At 55.2% G+C, this 21,369-nt stretch carries 18 protein-coding genes; 1 reads left to right on the forward strand and 17 read right to left on the reverse strand.

Annotated elements, in window-relative coordinates; translation table 11 throughout:
* From GJT30_14895 to GJT30_14945, 11 genes are all read right to left on the reverse strand, one after another.
* Positions 1-1,790 (reverse strand): methyl-accepting chemotaxis protein (locus tag GJT30_14895; protein MSM40900.1); only part of this gene is annotated, 1,790 nt, incomplete at its 3' end.
* A 614-nt stretch (positions 1,791-2,404) separates the two neighbouring features.
* Positions 2,405-2,890, reverse strand: coding sequence for a chemotaxis protein CheW (locus GJT30_14900; protein MSM40901.1), 486 nt, complete (start codon positions 2,888-2,890; stop codon positions 2,405-2,407).
* Between the two features lie 91 nt (positions 2,891-2,981).
* A complete protein-coding gene (locus GJT30_14905; protein ID MSM40902.1) occupies positions 2,982-4,670 on the reverse strand; it encodes a HAMP domain-containing protein in 1,689 nt (562 codons plus the stop codon).
* A gap of 183 nt (positions 4,671-4,853) precedes the next feature.
* A complete protein-coding gene (locus tag GJT30_14910; protein MSM40903.1) occupies positions 4,854-6,959 on the reverse strand; it encodes a chemotaxis protein CheA in 2,106 nt (701 codons plus the stop codon).
* Positions 6,956-7,321, reverse strand: coding sequence for a response regulator (locus GJT30_14915; GenBank protein ID MSM40904.1), 366 nt, complete (start codon positions 7,319-7,321; stop codon positions 6,956-6,958). Before GJT30_14915 ends, GJT30_14910 begins: the two co-directional genes overlap by 4 nt.
* A complete protein-coding gene (locus GJT30_14920; protein ID MSM40905.1) occupies positions 7,321-7,674 on the reverse strand; it encodes an STAS domain-containing protein in 354 nt (117 codons plus the stop codon). Before GJT30_14920 ends, GJT30_14915 begins: the two co-directional genes overlap by 1 nt.
* A gap of 55 nt (positions 7,675-7,729) precedes the next feature.
* On the reverse strand, positions 7,730-9,592 hold the full coding sequence (locus GJT30_14925) for a methyl-accepting chemotaxis protein (protein MSM40906.1): 1,863 nt from the start codon (positions 9,590-9,592) through the stop codon (positions 7,730-7,732).
* Positions 9,593-9,853: 261 nt separating this feature from the next.
* Positions 9,854-10,138, reverse strand: a complete 285-nt coding sequence (locus GJT30_14930; protein MSM40907.1) for a hypothetical protein — start codon at positions 10,136-10,138, stop codon at positions 9,854-9,856.
* Between the two features lie 237 nt (positions 10,139-10,375).
* Positions 10,376-10,852: a cytochrome C gene (locus GJT30_14935; protein ID MSM40908.1), complete on the reverse strand. Its 477-nt coding sequence runs from the start codon at positions 10,850-10,852 to the stop codon at positions 10,376-10,378.
* 110 nt (positions 10,853-10,962) lie between these two features.
* Positions 10,963-11,319, reverse strand: a complete 357-nt coding sequence (locus GJT30_14940) for a hypothetical protein (GenBank protein ID MSM40909.1) — start codon at positions 11,317-11,319, stop codon at positions 10,963-10,965.
* A 27-nt stretch (positions 11,320-11,346) separates the two neighbouring features.
* A complete protein-coding gene (locus tag GJT30_14945) occupies positions 11,347-11,784 on the reverse strand; it encodes a hypothetical protein (GenBank protein ID MSM40910.1) in 438 nt (145 codons plus the stop codon).
* 417 nt (positions 11,785-12,201) lie between these two features.
* Between GJT30_14945 and GJT30_14950 the strand changes: the two genes are divergently transcribed.
* On the forward strand, positions 12,202-12,456 hold the full coding sequence (locus GJT30_14950; protein MSM40911.1) for a hypothetical protein: 255 nt from the start codon (positions 12,202-12,204) through the stop codon (positions 12,454-12,456).
* A gap of 30 nt (positions 12,457-12,486) precedes the next feature.
* Here GJT30_14950 and GJT30_14955 read toward each other — a convergent pair whose 3' ends face one another.
* From GJT30_14955 to GJT30_14980, 6 genes are all read right to left on the reverse strand, one after another.
* The gene (locus GJT30_14955) at positions 12,487-13,821 is read right to left on the reverse strand and encodes a cytochrome C (protein MSM40912.1); all 1,335 of its coding nucleotides are present in this window, start codon (positions 13,819-13,821) and stop codon (positions 12,487-12,489) included.
* Positions 13,822-14,068: 247 nt separating this feature from the next.
* Positions 14,069-15,373, reverse strand: a complete 1,305-nt coding sequence (locus tag GJT30_14960; GenBank protein ID MSM40913.1) for a cytochrome C — start codon at positions 15,371-15,373, stop codon at positions 14,069-14,071.
* A gap of 32 nt (positions 15,374-15,405) precedes the next feature.
* Positions 15,406-16,308 (reverse strand): hypothetical protein, encoded by a 903-nt coding sequence (locus GJT30_14965; protein ID MSM40914.1) that lies wholly within the window; start codon positions 16,306-16,308, stop codon positions 15,406-15,408.
* 4 nt (positions 16,309-16,312) lie between these two features.
* Positions 16,313-17,590 carry a cytochrome C gene (locus GJT30_14970; GenBank protein MSM40915.1) on the reverse strand — a complete coding sequence of 426 codons (1,278 nt, stop codon included), beginning with the start codon at positions 17,588-17,590 and terminating at the stop codon, positions 16,313-16,315.
* Between the two features lie 13 nt (positions 17,591-17,603).
* Positions 17,604-19,502 carry a cytochrome C gene (locus GJT30_14975; GenBank protein MSM40916.1) on the reverse strand — a complete coding sequence of 633 codons (1,899 nt, stop codon included), beginning with the start codon at positions 19,500-19,502 and terminating at the stop codon, positions 17,604-17,606.
* An 87-nt stretch (positions 19,503-19,589) separates the two neighbouring features.
* Positions 19,590-21,341 carry a hypothetical protein gene (locus GJT30_14980; protein MSM40917.1) on the reverse strand — a complete coding sequence of 584 codons (1,752 nt, stop codon included), beginning with the start codon at positions 21,339-21,341 and terminating at the stop codon, positions 19,590-19,592.
* Positions 21,342-21,369: the final 28 nt, after the last annotated feature.

Genomic DNA, 21,369 nt, shown 5'->3' on the forward strand with positions numbered 1-21,369 from the left:
CTCATCTCGTTGCTGCCCTGGCTTACGTTGTCAGCAGCGAACTTGACTTCAGACACCACTGAAACCAGCTTGCCGACCATATCGGACAAGGCATGCATCAGCTCATCTTCCGGGCTGCGCTCCTTGAGTTCGACCATCAGGTTGCCTCCGGCAACCTCGCGCGCAGCCGAAGTGATCTTGTTGGTGGCCTCGATAAGCGTATTGAGGTTCTGCTTGATGAGATTGTACTGACCTTTATACTCAGCCGTAATGAGCGCTGGCATCTGTCCCTTGCTGATCCTGTCCACGTAGTCGGCTGTCACCATCAGCGGATTGACGATATTAGTAATGGTATCGTTGACCCCGGCCACCAGTCTGTTCCAGCCACCAACAAACAGTTCGGCGTTGGCCCGCTTGTCCAGTTCACCATCAGCTGCTGCTCTGATGATCACATCGGTTTCGGCCAGCAGTTCGTTCATCATCTTGACCATGGCATTGAGATTGTTCTTGATGACGTTGTACTGCCCCCGGTATTCCGCAGTTATGGTCGGAGGAATTACCCCTTTGGCGACCTTCTCCACATAGTCGGCGGTAACCATCAACGGATTGACGATATTGGTGACGATCTCGTTGACCCCGACCACCAGCTGCTTCCAGCCGCCAACAAAGAGTTCCGCATTGGCGCGCTTGTCCAGGTCGCCATCTGCCGCAGCCTTGATGACCTGGTTGGCCTCTGCGAGAAGATTGTTCATGATGTCGATACAGTTATTGAGGTTGTTCTTGATGGCATTGAAATCACCATTGTAATTGTCTGTAATCTTTGGCGGGATGTCCCCCTTGCTGATCTTATCCACATATTCGGCAGCCACGTTCAAGGGATCGATGACCGCATCCAGGGTCTCGTTCACCCCGGATACGATCTTCTGGAACTCCCCTTGATGCCGGGATGCATCGGCACGGGTGTCGAGCTTCCCATCGATGGCCGCTTTAGACAGCATGTTGGCATCAGTTACAAGCGCATTGATCGCTGTCACCATCTTGTGCATGGCCACCAGAAGGCTATCCGGCTTCTTACCGGTCAGGTCGATTTCCATGGAGATGTCCCCTGCTGCTACCCGGCCAGCGATTTCCTTCACCTCAGCCGGATCGGCACCAAGCTGCCCTTGGACAATCCGGGTGATGAATATCCCGAGACCGACCGCCAGCAGCACACCGAGGATCAGCAGGATTCCCACGGTTATGAATGCACTTTTGGCCATGGCTGAGTTACTGGTTGAGGTAAGCTTGGCCTGTTGAATCTTGGCTTCAACGAGCTTCTCGATCGCTTCCTGCTCAGCCATGGCCGCTTTTTTCATCTCTCCGTGCATGATTACTGTGGCAGCCTTGTCGTTGTTTGCCATTGCCAAGTCTATGACTTTATCCAAGCTCGCGCCATACACCTTGCGGGCTTCAACAAACTCCGCAAAGAGCTTTCGTCCTTCATCGGTGAGGATGGTTTTCTCAAATGCTGCCGCCTCTTTGTCAATCGTGCCGCGGAGTTCCTTGATATTCTCAATAAATTGCTTTTCCTCGGCAGGAGTGGTCGCTTCAACCAGATCCCGGACATTGATGCGCATCCTCTGGAATGCAACCGAAACGGTCTGCAACTGGGAAATGGGAACAGTGATCTTTTCATAGAGCTTCGTGTCCTCAGCATCCAGTTTCTTGATGTCCACAATGCCGATGCCACCAATAATCCCCGCAATGACTGCCACCAAAACGAACCCCGTCATCAGTTTCTTGCCCAGTTTCAGATCGTAGAACCAACGCATTTGGACCTCCCCTTTTCGATTAGTTGCACCTTGAACTCAACATGCTTAAATTATGGGAATATTCTTCTTTGCCCTGCACCTTCATTACAAAACCTGAGCTCTTTTTCCCGGTAAAGGGGACAGCCCTGGTAACGTTCGGTGCGGCAGAACCTCTCCACCTCATCTCGTTCAAGCTGGTATTCAGGGGAGGATGCCTTGCAAAGTGGCTCGCCGCCCCCATCCAAATAGACACAACGCATTACGCTCCTCTTTTCAGGAAACATCCTCCTGACTGCGCACAGTTATCACCAGATCATTGTTCAGATAATCACATTACTTGTATACACTGCTTGTCGGAAGTAACGTAAGCAGGTGTATCGGGTAATGCCCGATGGCTACAGAAGAAATGCCTTAACAACAACTCATTTTTAAGAGGATGGCGTAGGTAAATTAAGCAGATCTATCAGTCAATCGGGAGAGTTAAAGAGGTTAAAGGTAGTTGCAGAGTAATTGGGCACTGTTTTTACTGATCTCAGATCGGCTTCAGTCAACTGATACAGATCGAATTCAGCTTTAAATAAAAATGCCGCGGTAATCCGCGGCATTATCCCTAAGTTCATAAATGAGCCAGACGTTCAGGCAGCTATCCCTTCCTGCCCCCCCAACTCGTCCAGGGTAAAGACCTTGTCGATGTTCAGAATCATGATGAAGGTTTCGTTCTGCTTCCCCATCCCTACCAGGAAGTCCGTGTTCAGCTTGGTCCCGATCCGCGGCGCTGGTTCGATGTTCTCCGGCTCCAGCTCCAGCACTTCCTGAACCGAATCGGCCAGAGCCCCTACCACGGCTGTCTCGTTATCCAGCGTTATCTCCAGCACGATGATGCAGGTATCCACCGTCTTTTCTGTCTCACTCATGCCGAACTTCAGACGCATGTCAACCACCGGAACCACGCTCCCCCGCAGGTTGATCACCCCGCGCATGAAATCAGGCGTCTGCGGCACCTTTGTCACCGTACTGAAATCCAGGATCTCGCGAACCTTGGCAACGTCAACCGCAAAGGTTTCGTCGTCCAGCTTGAAGGTCAGGTACTGCACCGTCTCCGTTACCCCCGCTACGCTCATAGAACCTCCGTACATCGTGAACCGCGAGCTCTGGATCATGGACATCCGGGAGTGCCCCGCTCCACGATCCACATTTCACAATCAACAGTTCCTAAAATTTCTCGAACTCGCTGTCCAGTTTGTCGCTACCTTCACTCAATTCCAGACCGAATCCATCGGAGCCGACCGCCCGCTTCATCCCCTTGGCGTGCATTGCCGGATGCTTTTCTTTCTTGAGATGGGCTATCTGTGGGACCTTCGATTTACGAGGCGCTTCCGCTTTTGGTTCGATACGGGACCTGCCCCGTTCGTCGAGCCTGAAGAAGCTAATGGAAACCTGCAGTTGCTCTGCCTGGGAGTTCAACTCTTCCGCGGTGGAAGCCATCTCCTCACTGGCAGAGGCATTCTGCTGGATAACCTGGTCGAGCTGCTGGATCGCCTTGTTGATCTGCTCGGCGCCCGTATCCTGTTCCTTGCTGGCAGCTGAAATCTCCTGCACGAGTTCTGCAGTCCGCTGGATATCGGGAACCATCTTCATGAGCAAACCGCCGGCCCGTTCGGCCACTTCCACGCTCGAAGCTGACAGCTCACTGATCTCGGCTGCCGCCTTCTGCGAGCGCTCTGCTAGCTTACGGACTTCGGAAGCCACCACCGCAAATCCCTTGCCGTGTTCCCCGGCCCTTGCCGCCTCGATGGCCGCATTCAAGGCCAACAGATTGGTCTGTCTGGCGATTTCTTCGATGATGGAGATCTTGTCGGCAATCTCTTTCATTGCCTGGACCGTCTCTTCCACAGCCTTGCCACCGGCCTTGGCGTCATCTGCAGACTTGACGGCAATCTTCTCGGTCTGCAGAGCATTATCGGCATTTTGCTTGATGTTTGAAGACATCTCTTCCATGCTGGAGGAGGCCTCTTCTGCAGCGGCAGCCTGTTCGCTCGCCCCTTGGGACATCTCTTCCGACCCGGAAGAAAGCTGCTGGGAACCTGCTGCAACATTATCGGCAGCATTTTTCACGTCAGCAACGATCTCCTTCAGTTTTTCCAGCATATTCCCCATGGCACCGAGAAGTTGGCCGGTCTCATCGGTACTGTTCGCTTCGATCTGCACAGTGAGGTCCCCTTCAGCAAGCGTGTTGGAGACTGTAACGGCACGCTGAATCGGCACGGTTATGGATCGGGTGATAAAAAAGGCAATGAGACCGCCGGAAAGGATAGCGAATACCCCGAGACCGATGAGAACCTGAATCCCTTTCCCTGCACCGGTAACAACCTCGGTCGCATTAATGTTGGCCTCATCGAGCTGCAGTTTCTGCATTTTCTCGACTTTAGCCAAGAGCGGGGTCCGGGCCTTGTCGACCTCCTCCATCTGCCTGTTCCCCTCGACCACGCCTTTGTCGATGTAGACATGGACCATCCGTTCTCCGATTTCATAAAACTTTTTCACATCCGCCTCTATCTCTTCGGTTTCCTTCAAGAGAGCGGTATTGTTCTCCTTCCTGAACATCTCCTTGAATTTACCGAGGTCCTCCTCTACCTCCTTTACTTTTGCTTCGGCAATCTTCAGACTTTCCAGATTATGGGTTGCAGCAGCATCGGTTAACGCCTCTGAGATACCGGTGACATCCACATCGAGTTCATATGCCGTGACCAGGAAGGGCAACGCCTCTTCTTTCACCTGCGTGGATTCCGTGCTGATGCTCTTCAGCTCGAATCCCAGAATGAAGACAGCCACCATGAAGATACCGAGAACTACACCGAACCCCAAACCGAGACGCATGCCAATCTTCATGTTTTTCAGCATTGTTGTACCCCCTTATGAGCGAATCCCTGCTTGCCACTCTTGCGACTATGCTGTGTGATGTTACTCATCGGGATTAATATTATGCTCGCATGAACCTGTAAAACGCCGGCCATGGTCTGTATTCCAGGTATTGTCCTACTCGGCACGGCGTTTTTCCGGAGCATGCCGGCGAAAAGATTTTCCTTATGCAACCTTCTCGGCCAATTCCACCCCCCGCATCAACTGGGGAATGTCGAGAATCAGCGCCACATTGCCATCTCCCAGGATGGTGGCACCGGAAACAGCATCGACGTTTTTGTAGGCCCGCCCCAGAGATTTGATGACCGTCTGGTGTTCGCCGATAACATGATCCACCACAAAGCCGACCCGGTAACCATCCATATCGGTTATCACGATCTGCTGGATGGCAGGAGGCTCGCCGGATATGGCAAAACGCTCCCGCAACGGGACATACGGGACCAAGTGCCCCCGGACATTGGCCAGATTGCGGCCATGGGACTCTACAACCTGTTCGCGGGTCAGTTCGACGCATTCACTGACAATCGAAAGAGGGATGACGAAACAGTCTTCGCGGATCTTCACCAGCAGGCTCTCGATAATCGCCAGCGTAAGCGGTATCCTCACGGTTATCGTGGTCCCGACACCCCGTTGACTGGAAATATCAATAGTTCCGCGCAGGGCATCGATCGCCCGTTTCACCACATCCATCCCAACCCCGCGTCCTGAAACGCTGGTGACCTTTTTTGCCGTGGAAAACCCGGGGGCAAATATCTGGGCAAAGATCTCCTTATCCGGGAGTTCCGCCGTTGACTGGATCAGTCCCCGCTCAACGGCCTTGGTGCGGATCGCCTCACGGTCGAGTCCGGCTCCATCGTCCTTGATGGATATCAGCACGCTGTCACCGGAATGCACAGCGGCAAGGTGAACCGTTCCCCGGCGTTGTTTGCCGGCCGCTGCTCGTTCATCGGGATATTCGATGCCGTGGTCGATACTGTTGCGAATCAGGTGTACGAGGGGATCATTGAGTCTCTCGATAACCGTCTTGTCCAGTTCGGTCTCAGCCCCGTCTGTGGTCATCTCGATCTCTTTACCCAACTCGTTGGAAAGGTCGCGGACCAGTCGCTTGAACTTACTGAACGTCGTCCCGATGGGAAGCATCCTGATATTGAGGGCATTGTCGCGCAGTTCTGCTGAGAGCCGCTCCACCTCCTCCGCGATATTGACCAGTTCGGCATCCTTGCGGGATGTGGCAGTCTGGGTCAACCGGGCCTGCACCGTAACCAGCTCTCCAACCAGGTTCACCAGCAGATCCAGTTTATCAGCCGGCACCCTGATGCTGGTCATGGCCTCCTGGGCCTGCCGTTCCTGGCGTACCTCCTTGACATGCTGCTGTTCAGCCAGTGCTGCCTGCACACCTTCAGGGGATACCTTCCCGGCGGCAACAGCAAGTTCGCCGAACCGTTTTTGCAGGGACAGAATTTCATCCATTTCTGCCCGCGAGATATCGCCCTTCTCCACCAGAATTTCACCGAGCTTCTTGTAATCTCCCTCGGAAGCCTGTTCGGCATCGTCGATGAGTTCGATGGAGAGCTCACAGTCATCGGCAACGAAGATAAACACGTCCTCAATGGCATCTTTGCCGCGATTGGTGGTAAGGATGATGTCCCATAGAACATAGCAGAGTTCTGGCTGCAGGTCGTTGAGGCTGGGGATCTTCCCGATCTGTGCAACGGTCTTGTGCGAGCCTAACTGGGATAGCTCCGCTATAAGATTGAGCGGATTGGTGCCGTTCATGAATATTTCCGCTGCCGGTTTAAAGCGGATGCGATAGGTCGCATACTTCTGGACGACCGCTTGCGGCGCATCCGCCACCTTTTCCTCGACAGGAGTCGTCCCCCCCTCTTGATCTTCACGAGGCACGAGCTTCTTGAGCTCAGAGACAAGAGCAACTGCCGTCACATCATCAATGGGTCCGCCGCCGTCCGAGGCATCGAGCATCCCTTTGATCAGATCTCGCGCGGCCAGGGTAAGATTGATCAAATCCCTGGTCACCGCCAGCTTACCGTTGCGCACCAGATCAAAGACCGTTTCGACCTCGTGGGTAAACGCGGCAATCTCCTCGAACCCGAACATGGCACCTGAGCCTTTAATGGTATGCATCGCGCGGAAGACGCGACCAATGGTCTCAAGATCGTCCGGGGTTTCCTCAAGGGCCAGCAACGAGGTTTCCAGTTCGGAAAGGAGTTCGTACGCCTCTTCCTTGAATGCCTGTCTATGACTGTCGATCATCCGAGCACCTTTTTCACGACAGCGATGAGCTGTTCAGGTTTGAATGGTTTCACGATCCAGCCGGTTGCGCCTGCAGACTTGCCTTCACTCTTCTTTGATTCCTGCGATTCGGTTGTCAGCATGATGATAGGGATGAACTTGCAGGCAGGCAGAGCCCGTGCTCCCTTGATCAGTCCAATCCCATCGAGGTTCGGCATATTGAGGTCAGTAATGATCATGTCTACCTTGGTGCTGCCGAGTTTTTGCAGCGCATCTTTGCCATCGACCGCCTCAACCACTTCGTAGCCACTCTGTTTGAGCGTGAAACTCACCATCTGCCGGACACTTGCGGAATCGTCTGCCGTCATGATTATCTTTGCCATTACTTTTCACCTCCAACCCAAAGACAGGTCTTATTCACATCTTGCAGACAACCAACGTGGCGAAAAAACCCGGCCTCCTGCGCCACTGAGGGTACGGCATTCTCATGAAGGCCACAAACGGTCAAGGAGACCCCACTGTCAAGTGCCAAACGATGCGCGGCGCATAACAGTTGCAACCCTGACAGGTCAATCTCACTGATACGCTGCAGATCGCATGTCAGCTTTTCTGCACCTGCAAACGCTTCCATGAGGGCAGATTTGATCTCACCTGCATAATGAATCGTCAGCATACCGCTCAGTGCAAGGACCCGACTGCTCGCATCCCCAGACTGATGTGCCGTAAACTCTTCCATAAATCCTCCTCCAACGGTCCAATTCTCTTTTTACGATTTCCGGAAAGTCTTTCGGCTAAAAGAGCTCAATGTTATCGCCCAGTTCACCGCCACCTGAAACGATCTCGTGATCAACATGGCCTGTCTGGGCTATATCTGCATGCACCCTGCGTTCGCTGTGCATAGTGTAGCGACTGGCGAGTTCCTTGAGACGTTCTGCCCGGCCGACTACCGAATCAACGGGCACGAGTTCGCGGGACTGTGAAATCAGCCCTTCCAGGGCACCTACGATATTCTCCAGTCCACCCGTCATCTGATCATGAACCGTGACGGAACTGGTTGCCAAATCGATGTCCGCAGAGAGTCCATGTACTTCCCTCTCCAGCAAACCAAGATTGGCAATGAGACTTTCGTTCAATCCCTGCAGGGTCTGCAACAGTTCATGGAGATCTCTCACCATGACGTCCACTTCCTGTTCCAAGACCTTCGCTTCGGCATTGACTCCCCTGAAAAGTTTCTCGGTCGTCTCGGTAATGTCGCGCAAGGTATCCGAAACCGTTGTGGTCTGCTGCTGGGCTTCCACGGAAAGCCTCTGGATGGCTTCCGCCAACACCCCCAGGGCAGCCCCGTCCTTGCCGGTCCGAGCAGCCTTGATCTGAGCATTCAAAGCTATGAGTTCGATCTCTTCACCAATGTTTTCGATATCGCCGACAAAACTGACAATCTCGCCCACAGTCCCAGCTACCGTATTCATGGCCTGGGAGATCTCATGGTTTGCCTGCGCACTGTCAGCCAGAGAACTGGCCACCTGCTCAAGGTCGCGCTTCATATCGGTAAAAAATGAACTCCCGGCCTGATCGGCCACCCCAGCCATGACACGGGTCTCTTCGGCTGTATCCCCCTCTTTGCGAGCGATGGCTCGGAGGTTTTCGATGATGCTGGAAATGGCATTCCTGATTTCCTGGCTGGCTTGCCTGAGTTGCGCTGCCTGTAGTTCGCAGATATCCCCGGTCTCGACAACAAGATCGCGGCCTTCAGTGGCATTTGAATGGGCAGTAACGACAGCGACCCGTTCATGCAGCTCAACCAGGGCTATCTCCACATGCTCGATCTGCTGCCGGACAATGTCATGGAACTGCATTGAGGTTACAACTTCACTGATACTCCTGGACACTTCCGAGGATGAGGTGGCGACCACCGCAGCGAGTGCCGTGCAGCGGCTATTGATCTCCTTGAGTGACGCAAGACTCTCCCGCGTCTTGAGCAGGATGCTGCGCACCTGTGCCCGTTGCTCAACCTCAAAGTCCTCAACTCTCCCGAGAGTCGCCCTGATAGTTGTGCCCAGCTTTCCCTGCTGTTCGAGAATGGTCTGGGATTTGTCCACCACCTGCACCGAGAGATTGGCCACATCGGCAGCCAGGGTATCGAACCCGGCCGCGCTCTGGCCGAGACGTGCGCTCTCTATCTTGGTGGAAGTGCCCAGCATGCGCAGGACCTTATTGATTTTCTTGAATCCATCCAGAGGTTCCGACACATGGTCGAGCATGCCGAGAACGCTGGTCAGTGACTGGCAGTCTTTAGCTGAATCCCGTTCGGCTCCGTTCAGGTAGTCCTGCATCTGGTCCAGCAGCGTAGCGAGTCCATTGATTGCATCCTGCAACTCATGTCCCCCCACCTGATCGACAACACGGCTGGCGAGCTGACTGATACTCCCGCCCCTCTCGTAGAAATCGTGCAACTTGGATCCGATGGCGAGGAATTCACCCTCAGTGGAGCCAGCCAGCTGCCCCAATTCTCTGGACATCTTGATCAGTCCGTCACTCCACTCGGCAAACGGAAAATGGACTGCTGCGACATCACGGACGCTGTCAACTGCAGGCTCTTTTTCGTGGGACGGTGGTTTCCGTGACTTGAACAGACTTGCAAGGGAATATGTCACTCTCAACTCCAGGGGTAAACATCTGTCATGCTGACCATTGCGGTATTCCGGTATGGTCCTCTTTCTCACTTCATCGGATAATGGCAAACCAACCTTTAATTCCCGACAAATTTTCCATTATTATGTCCAATAAATAAGCACAATTTCGACTACTTAGATAGTGAATGAACATCTTCGAGGAACTTGCATGAAATGCGGTCTTTGCTATAAGAACGATCCTGTCGTTCTCTGCCAAATGGCAACATAGGGGCCTGCCTGGAGTCAGTTCATCTGCAGGTCAAAACCACGTACTCTCGGGTGAGCCAGTAGCTCAGACAACATATCCAAATGCTGCCGCGCCTTATCATGGTCGCCACGACGAAAGGACAGCTGAAAGCGGAATATCTCATCCGCTACTTCCTGGGACCTATCAAGCAGCATCAACCGCTTCAGTTGCAATGCATTCTGCTCAAGCAGTAGATCATCACGGCAATCAAGTGACTCCTTCAGGCCCTGGATCAGCCTGAAAGCCTCCTGCATCGGCAGATCATCCTTCAGTTCTGACATAACAACCTCCGCCTGTCCCCCGGAAGAAGCCAGCAAAGACCGGTATGCCTACCACTCCCAGACGGAACGTATTACTAGATGCAACACAGCCTGCCCACTGAAAACTTATCGGGGACGACCGGTCAATCTTGATCTATGTTTTGTTTGCATAAGAAACAAGGTCGGCAGAATATAAGTTCATCTGCCGACCTTGCAAGGAGGGGGCTTCGCGAGAGACGCGCAAAGAGAGTTGGGGTGTTATTTGAAGTCTGAATACTTCGAAATGACGAAATCAGTTGCTGCAGCATCCTTCAGATGGCACTCAAAGCAGGTTTTTACCGGGTCGAGGGTTGCGTTATGCTTCCCTTCAGGGGTAAACCCGGCAAACAGCCAGCCTCCGGTAGCCTTCTGCCTTTTGTCCTTCTTCATCAGGACCACCATGTTCTTCTTTCCCTTGGCAGGCTTGCCACCCTCGTTCTTGATATTGTAGAAAACCACCACAAACTGGCTTCCCTCAGGGTATTTGCCGCCGGCCTTGTAGGTCGTCATCGTCTTTTTGTCCAGATAAATGTAGTGAATCCCATAGAAGAGGGAATTCTTGTCGTTCACCATCTTCTCTTTGCTCTTCTCCCACTTCTCATACCCCTTGGGCAATGAGATCTTTTCAGCAGCGCCAGCCGGCAGCACCATTGCCGTCATGGCCAGGAATACAGCCCCTGCTATCAACTTTTTCATCCTGCTGCTCCTCCGTTGTTTTTCACGAAGAATACACCGATCGGAAACGGACTGTCACCACAAAAAAAGGCGCTCGATCAGGAACGCCTTCCTTCTGCAGTTCTCCGCCATCAGTATATCGATCGAATCCTGCCGCTCCTCTTGTCTATGATCACCCGGTCGACAACCTTGCCACGCGGGTTGATCACATCTGCCTCAAAGTAGGTCTCCCGTTCCGTAAGATTACCGACAGATACCCTGCTGCCGGCAAAGTATTCGCTGAGCAATGCCCTGGCTTCCTCTTCCGTTCGGACCTCCCGACGACTGCCATACCATCCCTGTCGCCTGTTACGGCAATAACCTCCATAGGGCCTGCATTCCGCGCCGCTTTCGCAACCCGTTTCACAGCGTCGCTCTGCAAGCGCATCCACCGGAATAATCCCCAGAGAGAAGGTGCAGACGGTCAGTAACAGAAAGATGATTCGCATGGCGTTCAATGACGTCGGCAAAGAGCCTTATTTTACCGGACAGTTGGCACAACCGACCGCCATCCGCCCCTGCCCCTGCCCCTGCCCCTGCCTCCCCTGTCTGCCACACCCTGCCTGCGGGCAATCCAGCGGGTCCTGGTCACACTGGGCGAGACAACCATCGGTCAACCCGAGTTTCAAGGCGGTCTGCTGAAGCTTTGTCCGGATGTCGATGATCTCCTGGCGGAGCACAGTCACCCGCGACTGGTCTGGCATTGCCTTGGCCTGCTCCTGGGAGAGCTCCAGCCGCTTGATCATCATGTCGTCACGGAGTGTCCCAGTCTCTTTCTGGAATGTACGCACCTTTTCCAGATTGGCATTCAGACCGAACATCCCCCCGCCGTTACATCCCCATCCGGCATAGACTGCTGTACCGGTAAGGACCGCCAGACCGAGGGCTATTACTATCATCATTCTTTTCGTCATCTGCGTATCCTCCCCGACTGAGAATTGTTATGCTGCCACTATACCGGAGAGTTGTGAAGCGATTATGCGGAGATTGTGAAAGATTGTGAAGGAGTGTCACACGCTCGGTCGTCCCTGGGATCAGATTCTCCTGCCATCGTCATTAAACGTCTGCCGCAGGGAAAATAGCCGTCCTCATTTGCAATTCTGTTGCGCCGGCATTTCATTTCCGAAACATTCCATTTCATGAAAAAAATATCATCACCTTCTTATCCATATATTACGGGTAATTCCACAAAAAACCGTTCCTCGAACCTGTTGAAGTTTCTCACCGGACTGTCGTTTCTGGAAAGATGTTTGCCAAGAAGGGTGCCACAACTCGTCAGATAATGGCATCAGTTGGCATTCAAAATGCTTTTCATCCCGCAGGAGGGTGCCATGAAAGACGACAGGCTGGTATACAGCGCTGAGCAGCAGATCAATGACGAACACTACTGTATTTCGGTTTATTGCAGATCGGATGGAAGGCATTACGCCAAAACCTTCCTGAGTGAGACCGATATCATTATCAACGACGGGTCATCCCTCGAAGAGGTACTGAGGATTCACCGGGATCTGCTCCCCCTCGCCGTAACGAGCCGTCGATCGCGAGAAATTTTGAGGAGCCCCCGGCAGGAACTGCAGGAGGCATAGACAGTGGGGGTACGCCCCGCTCCTGCAATCTTAATCCTTTACATGGCATTTATTGCAAAGACTGCGCTGATAACTGGCATAATCCGACGGCTTGCGGTCGTAAAACGTCTTGCTGACCTCAGCGGTCGTCCGACCCTGGGCAAACTCCGCAGAAGCAAACATATCGACACCGGGATATCTCCCATTATGGACGATGAATTCCGAATGGGTGTTCCAGCGTGTCATACCGTCCCATCCTGAAGCATGGGCTCGATGGCAGGTGAGACACATCACCTGCGGCGAGCCGCCGCCCTCAACCCCCCTGCGATACGAACCATCGCTGTTTGCCGCCGATTTGAGGACGGCATAGTCATCAGTCCCCATCTCGAAAGGAACCATGGACGTGTAGGCCTCTGCCGGAGCACCGTTTATATTGCCACTGCCTACATAGGCATTGTAGTTGGCGGCAATCTGGCCGGTCAACCGGGCTCCACGCCCCGTGGGGTGGCCGAGCCCGCTTCCGCTGCCATGAATTTGCTGGTGGCAGTTCAGGCACCACTCCGACATCCCGCTCCCGTACGCCACCCTGGTATCGGCAGCACGTTCCGAGCGATTGTAGGAAGCCGGCGCCACTGCAGCGGGTGGATCTGCCAGGAATTCCTGAACACCCGCGGCATCCTTCGGACGATACCCTTTGCCAGCCAGGAGCCGGTAGACTCCCACAGACCGCGTTGCCGTCGGAATCTGGCTGGTGTTGTAGGAACCGGAACCGGCCGCGGCATTTCCCCTTTCCACGACGATACCGTTCGGGAAACGCTTGTAATCGCCATGGGGGTCATGACAGCTCGTACAGGAGAGAGCCTGGGACGGGTATGTCCCTCCGGGTGCCACCGTGTTCCTCCCATCAGGCATGTAGCCAAATTCCAGGGCAACGATGTTGTGGCCATGCCGCTCCCCTGGGCTGCTTTCCTCCCACCGTTGGCCTTGCCACTCCGACGGCATCCAGCGATAGGTCTTCTTGAGCCAGCCGAAATCACCGGCTGGCGTCAATTGGCTCGGTGGCATACCCGGAGTCAACAGGGAACCGTTCGAGGCAACATAATGATCGCGCGGCTGATTGAGGCCTGCTGGCGCCTCATGGCAGATCAGACAGGTTGAACTGGCATCCGCCCCCTTCAGCATGAACGATGGCTGTCCAAAGGCCTCCGAGGCTTCATCGCCCACCTGCCCGGTACTGGCAGGCCTGCCGTGGCATCCTTCACATCTGCCGATGGAACCGTTATGGAAATTCTCCTGGGCAGCCGCATGTACGTGAATGGTCAATACGGCAAGAAAGGCCAGTACCGCTCCCCGTTGACGTCTCAGACCCCTGGATCGATTGTGCATAACCCCCTCCTGCTGAACCTGTACACGGTTCAGCAAAGAGGCGGCCAATCGCAACCACTTGATATCAGGCTATGTCATCAGATTTCCGGCCAGCCATGCTGGCACAGATTTGCACATGAGGCACCAGATGCGTTTCGTAACTCTTCAGCATGATTGTCGTTCCGCGAACAAGGGGAGTTTGGTAAAGGATTGAACAGGAGGGGGAAAAGACCGGACTACCGAGCAGGCCATGCCCAGTGGCCTGGCATCAGTCCTTTGCATGGCATTTGCTGCAAAGTCCACGCTGGTAAGTGGAAAACGAACGGGGTGGGCGGTCATAGAGCGCCCGTTGCGTCTCGAGCGATGTTCTCCCCTGGGAGAGCATGGGGGGCGAGTCGTTATCGACCCCGGGGAATTTTCCCTCGGAAAGGATCATCTCCGCTTTCATGTTCCACCGGGTCATATGATCCCACCCAGAGGCATGTGCGCGATGACAGCTCAGGCAAAAGACATTCGGCCTCTCTTTGGGGCCGTTTCGATCACTACCGTCGCTGTTGGCAGTCCTTTTCAAGGTGGCATACTCATCGGTTCCCATCTCGTAAGGGACCAGAGACGAGTATGACTCGGGAACCTTGCCGGTAGTGTTTCCGGAAGCAACATAGGTATTATAGATCCTGACCGTTTCCGTGGAAAACCTTGCGGTGTTGCCCGCCGGGTGCCCACCATTTTTGTGGGAACTGGTATGGCAGTTCTGGCACCATTCCGACATGCTTTTCCCATAGGCGACCCGGGTATCGGTCAATGTCTCGGACCGGTTGAAAAGTGCCGGTGAGACTGCTGCAGGGGGATCTGCCGTAAAGGCATAATCCCCCTGCAGGCTTTTCGGTTGATAGCCGCGACCTGCCAGCAGGCGGTAGGAACCGACGGTATGCTCCGTGTCGGGATCAGGGCTGTCCGCATACGAACCCGAGGACTTGATCGGAAAACCGGCGGAACGTGTGGCACCATCTGCCCCCCGCCGGTAATTGCCGTGGGGATCATGACAGCTGATGCAGCTAAACCCCTCTGCCGGATAGGTTCCGCCGGGAGCGATCGGATTGCTGGTATCTGCCGAATAACCATAATCCGCAGCAACGATGTTGTGCCCATGGCGCTCACCCGGGCTCGACTCCCCCTGGAATGCCGATGCGCCACCCTCCCTGGACCAGCGATAACTTTTTTTCAGCCAGCCGAAATCCCCTCCGGGGGTTAACTGCGTCGGAGGGATATTCCCCAGCAGATCCTCGTTCCCCGTGGCCACGAAATGACCCGAGGCCCGGTGCATATTGTTCGGTGTACCGTGGCAATTGAGACAGGTCGAGCCCGGATCGGAACCATTAAGCATGTATCCCGCTTGGGCAGCACCGGTCGCCGTGGTGGAATTCTGGAATCCACTGGTTGCCGACCCCTCTGCCCTGGACCGCGTATGGCATCCGTCACAGTTCCCGACACTGCCATTATGAAACAGCTCTGCCCCCCCGATTGCCGGCAAGGCCAGGACTGCCGCGGCCACTATGCACCATTGCAGCGACATGTGCCCTCCCGATCTGCAGAAAACGAAACCACTCACTGAATCTTGAATAGTTGCAGCCGGTTGTTGTTCCTGTCAGCTATGACGAAATCTCCCGATTCGGTCACGCATGCCTGGGACGGATAATAGAGTTGGCCCCCCTTCCACCCCATCCCCAGGTAACGACCCTGGAAGGAGCCGTCCTGGCCAAGGAGGATAACCGCATTGTCGTTCTGGTCCAGGAGGAAGATCCGCCCCTGGTTGTCCGTTTCAATACTGACGGAAAAATAGAGGTATGCCTGCAGACCCGTGGCAAGGGTCTGGAATGCCGCGGCATCCTTGGCAGCCTTGATGACCTCCCCCTTCACACTGTCAAGCACCAGGATATTTCCCCGCTGGTCGACATTGAGGTCGGAAAAGAATCCGTAGCCCTTGGGGAAAGGGATCTGACGCAGGAATTTTCCTGCGGGATCGAGGATGAGCACCCGTTCCCCGAGGATGTCCAGGAGGTAGAGGTTGTCCCCCTTGTCCGTTGCGAGGCTGCGAGCAACGAACGCCGAGGGTTCCGGGACGTTCTGGGGGTCAAGGTAGCCGAGGAAGGTGCCATCGGCGGCAAGACGGACAACCTTGCGGGTCTTGCCGTCCAGCACGAACAGCTCGCCTTTGGTATTGGCGGCCACGCGGATGGGATAGGAAATCTGGGCAGCCTTGATCTCGATCCCGTCCTTGAGTTCATCGTTGGTCAGCTGGTATTTGACCAGTCTGCCATTCCCTGAATCGGCAACGACAACCGAAGACTTGCCGGCACAGACCACCCCTTCGGGGGAATAGAGCGGCGCCCCCTTCACATCGAGGTAGACGGCATTGAGGAACTTGAATTTAATGGTGTCCGCTGCCCGGGCATGGGTGGCAACACCCATGACCAGGCAACAGAGGACGGCACTGACATATCGTTTCATGGAATCACCTCTTGAACTGTTCATGGCACTGGATGCACATTTCTGTCGTAGTCGGGAAATAGAGCATCTTCTTGAACTCGGTTCCATGGGAACGGTGGCAGCTGGCGCAGCCGATCCCCAGGTTCTTGTTGCGCGGATCGCGGGTCTTCTCGCCGATCGGGTGCGTGGAGTGCTTGCCCCAGTCATGACAGGTGACACAGAGATCATAGTCAGCCTTCTTCTTTGTCAGGAAGAGGAAATCCGAGGCATGGGGGTCGTGGCATGCAGTGCACCGCCCCTCAACGACCGGCTCGTGCTTGGAGATGATCTTCTGCTGGCGTTTCATGGTATCGGCATGGCATCCCCCGCACAACTGGGCCATCGGCGCCCGCAGGATGCCCTTCTGCTTGCCGGCATGGGGGTTATGGCAGGAAAGGCACCCCTTTTGCGTCATGAGCGGCCAATGAATCCGGTTCTTGGCAAAGGTGGTATTGAACATGTCGTTGTGACAGCCGCGGCAGAGATCGATGCCTGCCTTCTTTGTCTTGAGCGGAGTGGCAGATGTCGGCTCTTCGTGGCACTGGTTGCACATCCGGTTGGCAACCGGCTTGTGGACGTTGTCATAGAGTATCCCCGCCACGTTGGAACCATGGGGATCGTGACAGCCGGTACAGCGCGACGATGCCACCGGATAGCCCATGTGCTTCTTGATGAACAGCGGCTTGTCGGCCTTGTGACAGCCGAGACAGAGCGCCGTCACATCGTCCTTCAACAGAAAGGTCGCTTTGTCGGAGGCATGGGGCAGATGGCAGGTCAGGCACCCCTTGGCGACCGGACTGTGATGGAACTTGACCTTTGCCAGCGCCTCTCCCATGGCCTTGTGGCACGAAAAACAGAGCTGGCTCCCCTCCTTCACCAGGTTGTACTTGCTGCCTGCCGCATGGGGATCATGGCATTTCATGCATTCGCCGTCGGCAACCGGCTTATGCACGCTGAGCGGCTTGCTGCCGATGACCGGGCTGTGACAGGTTGCACAGATCCCTTTACCTTCGGCATCGAGAAGCTTGCCATGGTCCGACGTATGGGGGTTGTGACACCCGGTGCAGTCCCCCTTTTTCAAAGGCGTATGGACGAACGGCCGGGTGAGCTTCTCCTGGAAGGGTGTGTGGCATTTCAGGCAGAGCTTGCCGTTCGCTCCCGGCTTCAGCTTGAACTGCAGGTCATTGTCCTTGGCATGCAGGAGCGGCACCGACCAGGCCAGCATCACCCCTGTCAGCAGTAAAATAACTTTCGATAAACTCATATCCCTCTCCTCATCAAGGTTTGGCTATGGTGTGGCACTCGTCGCACGATCTGCCGGCGAACGGTGCGTGGACCGTGCTCTTGAAGAACTTGGGGTCCTTGGATGCATGGGGGTCGTGACACTTCATACAGGTCATGACCGCTGCCGGAATCGAGAGATGGGCCTTGTTGAACGCCGCACTGCCCGGTTCATGGCACTGGGCGCAGAGGTCCCGGACCGGCATGGCCTCAAGAGAAGGTTCCGCGCTGAAGTGCGGCTTGTGACAGGTCATGCAGTCTTTCTTTGCCGGGTCGTGCGGCTTCTCCTTCTCCAGTTTCTCCTTGGTCGCCTTGTGACAGATGTAGCAGAGATCCGGTCCCTGGGCCAGCATCAGTTTGGGCAGCTTCGCCTTGTGGGGGCTGTGGCACTTGGAACAGGAGCCATCCATGAAGGGCGCGTGTTTCGATCCGGCCTTTTCGATCCCTTTGGTGAGTGCCCCATGGCAGTCTGCACAGACCTGGGCCTGCGGCTTGACCAGCATGCCGGTGACGTTGCTGCCGTGGGAATCATGGCAGGTCAGGCACTCCCCGTCTTTGAACGGCATGTGCAGCGATCCGGCCGTCTCCTGCTTGAGAAGATCGGCATGGCAGGAGCTACAGAGCTTGGGAGCCGTCGCCTTCAGCAGCTTGGCTTCAGGAGCACCGTGGCCCATGTGGCAGGAGATGCATTCGCCGGTCAGTACCGGCTTATGGGTGAAGGTCTTCTTGAATTTGGGTTCCGAATCCGAATGGCAGCCGTAACAGACCGTATCGGTCCGGTCCTTGAACATCGCCGCAAAATTGGAACCGTGGGGATTGTGACAGCCGAGACACTCCCCCCCCTTGAACGGCTCATGCATGGATTTACTCTTCAGTGCATCCTTGGTCTTGGCATGGCAGGAATAGCAGAGATCCGCCTCTTTCAAAGAGAGAAGGCCCTTGACCGGTGCGGCATGAGGCTTGTGACAGGAGAGGCACCCCTTGCCGGCCCCCAGGGGAGCATGTTTGAACGCAACATTCTCGGCCTTGTCCTTGTGACAGGTAAAGCAGAGCTTATTGCCGTCTGCGACGAGCAGGGACGGGAATTCCGAGATATGGGGGTTGTGGCAGGAGAGGCACTCCCCGCTCTTGAAGGGGGCGTGCTCAACCATGCCGCCTGCCTTCAACTTGGCAAGGTCGTGGCATTGCAGGCAGAGCTCCGAACCTTTCAGGGAGACGCTGAACGGGTTCTGCGACGTTGCCGCAGCATGGCAGCCGTCGCACCCCTGGGTGGCCACCGGGTTGTGCATGCTCGTCTTCAACAGCTTGGGCTGCTCGGAAGAGTGGGGGTTGTGGCAGGGCGTACAACGTTTCCCCTGCACCGGGTAGTTGGCATGCGCCTTTTTGAACGAACCGCTGCCGCTGTCGTGGCATTCAAGACAGAGTGCCGGCTCGGTTTTGATCAGCAGGTTCGCCTCGTCGGAGCTGTGGGCAAGGTGGCAAGCCAGGCATCCCTTGTCGAGGATAACCTTGTGCACCACCTTTTTCTCGTAGAGCTCTTTCTTGTGGCAGGTGTAGCAGGCCTCCTTCCCCTCGGCCGAGAGCAGATGGGGGGAATTCGACCCGTGGGGGTTGTGGCAGATGGTGCATTTGCCCGAAACGAGCGGGGTATGGACCCGTTTCTTGGTGAGCCCCAGCTTGTCCTTGGCATGGCACTCATAACAGACCTGGTTGCCATCCTTCTTCAGCAGCATCTTGGGGATGATACCGTGCCGGATGTGGCACCCCTCGCACTTCTGTTCCTTGACAATGGTGTGCTGGTACTTCATGGAGAAGTACTTGTCAGCGAACTTGGTGTGGCAGTCCATGCACTCCTTGCGGGCAAATTTTTTCGCGGCATGGCTCTCAACCACCATACCGGGCAAAATCAGACCACACACGAGTAGCAGGAACCCGGTCACTACTCCGATCCGTCTTGTTGCAGTCATACGCATGGCATCTCCCTATTGTCCAAAATCGGCATATATGGTGACATCAGAGGCATTTCTCAACTTTTCCGCCCACGATTCCACATCCGCATTCAGCTTTTTGAAAAAGATCGCCTTGCGGATATCCCCTTCCACCACTGAGAACGGCAGGGTCTGCAGCGGGCTGACCTCCTGGACATACACGGCATAACTCTCGGTCGGCCCCGCAACAACCCGGTAATCCCCGGTTACGGCTCCGGTCAGCGTCTTCTGGAACGACTCCGGCATATCCGATGCGAGAACGAAATCGCCCTCGAACAGGTTATGCACTGCCTCGCTTTCCGTTATGTGCCCATCGGCATTGGCCTTGAACCACTTGAAATCCATCCCCTGACGGAGCTTTTCTACGGCAGCCTCCGCCTCTGCGGCCGTCTTGAAGGTAATGGCATCCAGCTTGTATTTTGCTTCGGAGGTGAACTCCTTGGCATGCTCACGATAGTAGGCCTGGAGTTCATCGTCGGTCAGCTTGATTTCAGGCTTGATGACCTTGTCCACGAAGGTGCCGAAGACGAGCGAATTCTCGTAGGACTTCACCTTTGCCCTGAGCGCTTCGTCCTTGTCCAGTTTGCGCTCCCTGGCTTCCTTTTCGATGACACGGGTCTCCAGGATCTGCAGGATCAGTTCTTCCTTGGACTTGTTCACCTTCTTCGATTTGGTCGCCTGCTCCACGCCATGGAAAAACTTGGCCTTGATCGCCTCGGCCAGATCGGCGACCGTTACCGGTGCCTCCCCTTTGATCTCCACAATTGCCCGCTTGTCCGTGAGGAAACTCTCGAAACCGGGCTTCTTTGCCTCGAAGTCCAGCTTGTCGATCAGCTTCTTGTTCTTTTTCGCATACTTCTTGATGAGCCCGTCGCGGAAATTTTCCAGGGTCTTCAACCGGGCCTTGGTAAGGAGGTCCTGGTGCACCTTTTCCTTCACGGCCGGATCATCCTTCGACTTCATCCCTTCGACCCTGAAGACCAGGAACCCCTTCTCCAGCGGCAGCACGTCGCTCACCTGGCCCTCTTTCATGGGGAGAAGCATCTTCAGCATGACCGGATGGATGTTTTCCCTGGTGATGAATTCGCTGGCCTTGCCCCCCTCCTTGGCAGACCCTGCCTTGATTGCCGCGTCGAACAGGGCGTCGAACTTCTTACCTCCCTTCAGCCCCTTTTCCATGGCTTTCGCATCGGCTTCCTTCTCGAAAATGATCGACTTCAGCTGCCACTCCCTGGTCTCCTCGCGATACGCCTTCTCCAGGTCTTTCTCCGGGACCTTCACATCCTTGACCTGCTCCTTCAGCAGGGTCTCACGCAAAAGCTTCTTCTGGAAGCTGCCCACCGCCTTCTTTACCTCTTCCAGCTGATCGAGCCCCATGTTGCGCCCTTCCTGGATGATCAGCTGGGAATTGATGAGACGCTTGAGCAGATCGGCAAAATCCTTCTTCCGCGCGGTCTTTCCTTCAGTCATATCCTCATGGACAGAGCCGAGAGACTTGGTCAGTTCCTCCAGGGTTATCTTCTCGTCATTCACCATTGCCACCGGGAACTGCGCAAACTGCGGCGAGAAAATCGGCACCTTCAGGTTGAGGGAGGGGGCCTCCAGGGCCGGAGTCGCTCCTTTGGCGGCAGCTTGTTGCTGCTCCGGCTTCTGCGCTGTCTTCGCGCCCTCCGCAGCGTGTGCAGATGCCAAACCGCAATAAACGACACCCGCAATGGCCAGCAATGACAGACTCTTCAGTTTCATGGGACCTCTCTTTCGCTATGGTTGTTGT

Source organism: Geobacter sp., assembly GCA_009684525.1.
Lineage (GTDB): Bacteria > Desulfobacterota > Desulfuromonadia > Geobacterales > DSM-12255 > Geoanaerobacter.